This is a genomic window from Candidatus Erwinia dacicola (genome assembly GCF_001756855.1).
Classification (GTDB): Bacteria; Pseudomonadota; Gammaproteobacteria; order Enterobacterales; family Enterobacteriaceae; genus Erwinia; species Erwinia dacicola.
The window spans coordinates 1-2362 of record NZ_MAYS01000320.1 but is presented as its reverse complement, the minus strand read 5'-3'; the positions used below and the strand labels follow the sequence as shown (position 1 = coordinate 2362).

The 2362-nt window shown below is 50.0% G+C and carries 4 protein-coding genes and 1 pseudogene; 2 read left to right on the top strand and 3 right to left on the bottom strand.

Annotated features, from left to right (window positions below; translation table 11 throughout):
* Window positions 1-275: IS6 family transposase (locus tag BBW68_RS09375; RefSeq protein ID WP_148127618.1), on the bottom strand; the 275-nt coding region annotated here is incomplete at its 3' end.
* Window positions 276-835: 560 nt separating this feature from the next.
* The gene (locus tag BBW68_RS09370) at window positions 836-1048 is read right to left on the bottom strand and encodes a DNA polymerase III subunit theta (RefSeq protein WP_070135150.1); all 213 of its coding nucleotides are present in this window, start codon (window positions 1046-1048) and stop codon (window positions 836-838) included.
* A gap of 291 nt (window positions 1049-1339) precedes the next feature.
* Between BBW68_RS09370 and BBW68_RS16475 the strand changes: the two are divergent.
* Together BBW68_RS16475 and BBW68_RS18385 are read left to right on the top strand one after the other, a co-directional pair.
* A pseudogene (locus tag BBW68_RS16475) lies at window positions 1340-1450 on the top strand (copper resistance protein CopC); the annotation flags it as partial.
* Window positions 1451-1517: 67 nt separating this feature from the next.
* Window positions 1518-1814, top strand: a complete 297-nt coding sequence (locus BBW68_RS18385) for a hypothetical protein (protein WP_148127617.1) — start codon at window positions 1518-1520, stop codon at window positions 1812-1814.
* A gap of 231 nt (window positions 1815-2045) precedes the next feature.
* Here BBW68_RS18385 and BBW68_RS09360 read toward each other — a convergent pair.
* Window positions 2046-2362: DDE-type integrase/transposase/recombinase (locus BBW68_RS09360; protein WP_148127476.1), on the bottom strand; the 317-nt coding region annotated here is incomplete at its 5' end.

Genomic DNA, 2362 nt, shown 5'->3' with positions numbered 1-2362 from the left:
TACAGATAAGCCCAGCGTCCGTTGACCTTCACGTAGGTTTCATCGAGATGCCATGAGCCAAAACCGGAAGGTTGACGCCAGTACCAGCGCCGCCGCTTTTCCATTTCAGGTGCATAACGCTGAACCCATCGATAAATCGTGGTGTGATCAACATTTACCCCTCGCTCAGCCAGCATCTCCTGCAGCTCACGATAACTGATGCCATATTTGCAGTACCAGGGGACGGCCCACAGGATAATATGACGCTCAAAATGTCGACCTTTAAATGGGTTCATGTGCTGCTCCTTCAACTAAACACTGGCATCAGTTTACCATCGCCAGATCTTTGCAACAGTGCCCAATCAGTCTCGTAGCCGTTCTCTGACACCAGTACGCTACGGCATCACGGGCATACTCCTCCACGCTGATATCAGCGCAGATGGCGATGGCGACATGGTGATGCTGATAGCCAAACAGCAGCAGATATTCACCTTAGATGAATATCTGCTGCTCCGGGCCAAAGAGATTGCGTTTACTGTAGGAGAGACGGGTGCCGTCAGACAGATAAGGTGTGTGCCGAGAGGCACACGTTTTCACCACTTTGCAGCGGCAGGCCGATGCTAATCCCCATCTGACGCTCCTGTGCAGGCAGGTCAACATGGCGTACAGCGGTGTAGCGAACAAATTCGAGGTGGTGGTGAAGGTTCCAAGCAATATCCCCTAGACGTAAACCTGACTGTGCTGCAGCGATAATCTAACTGGATATGATGCTTCCCCGGTAAGAGAAAGTAGGTGTCTTATCTCAACCGAAGCCGAAGCGGAAGCAAAACGCAAGCCACTATTTTTACTTAGATTCTCAGGGCAGGCGGGAGAGTGAAAGTGAGGACTGGCGATAATGCATCAGTCGCTGGCGAAACCAATCACGCAGCGCTTCTGGCTGCTCGCGCTCCACCATTTCGACAATCACCGGCATGTTATAACGTTCTTTAAACGCCACGCCCGCGGCGGCCATATCAACATTAACCTTGTCTTTCTCATCCTGCGACAGCGCGGCCAGATTGTAACTCATAATATTCTCCCGATGGTTTGTGGCAGAAAGTAATGCAGAAGGCACGGATTAGCAAGTTTAAGCGTAAATTGATAGCCGCTATCACCTCGACACTGGTTTTTAAGCGGAGTATTCTTTCGGCCTCAGGCAGCAAGACTGCTGCGCATTGTTAAGAGTAATTATGATTCATGCGTAACTTTTACCGAAAATGTCGAGCCTGCGTTTAGCGTCATCGTAGTGAACCATATGGATAACTCGCCATTGCCGTAGCTAAAGGCGAAACGCGTTCTAGGCCAGCGCTACACGCTGCGCGTGCAGTTCAAGCAGCCGCTGAAAAGGGGTGAGGAGTACAAGGTCAGCTGGCACGTATTGTCAGTGGATGGTCATAAGACAAAAGGGAACTACACCTTTAGCATGCCGTAATGATCTCCTTGGCAGGCGTCTACATCCTATGCCGTTTTGTGCACTTTAGTGCGCGGGGGCGGGTGCTATGACTGTTGTGCTGGCCCCGGTGCACTATCGCCAAGAACTCAGCCAGCGGCTGATGCCGCTGATGCGCACCAGCCAGCTGGCTGACGCTAATGAGCGCGCTGCTGCTATCAGTGTTTTGAACTCACAGAAGGTATTCACTACGATGTCGCTGAACGCCTCCACGACGCTCTTTGCGCGCTTATTCGCCAGTTTATGGATAATGACCTGTTTTGTGGCTTTATCCACCGTGGTCAGCAGGACTGACTTCCGGTCTTTGCCAAAAATCGTATCGATTTCAAGATGGAAGACGGGTTAATCCCCTCATCTTTTCGTTTTTCGATGTAAAAGCGCTCATGCTGAGTTAAATGTTTTCTCTTCATGCAACAGAGTCTCCGATAGGGTCAATATGGCTATTTTATCCGTAACTGATCGGTAGATCACTTTGTTGCATTTCGTTTGGAAATTGGCAGATTCGTACCATGATGCGCTTCTCGCGGCACTGTTGCAAAGATATTGATGAGTTAGCCTTTCGTGTTATTGAAAGGTCTTATCTTTCAAAGACTCTGCTCACCAGACGCATCTCGCCTAGGGGATGCCCCAAATAAAATGATTCTGCCTGACCTTTCCGTAGCGCCCGCATCACTTCAATGCCTTTGATTGTGGCGTAAGCCGTCTTCATTGATTTGAAGCCCAGCGTGGCGTTGATTATCCGTTTCAGTTTGCCATGATCGCACTCAATTATATTATTCCGGTACTGTATCTGCCGGTGATGCACATGCTGCGGACATTTACCTTCCCGCTTCAGCAATGCCAGCGCCCGCCCATACGTCGGGGCTTTATCTGTGTTGATCAACCGTGGAATTT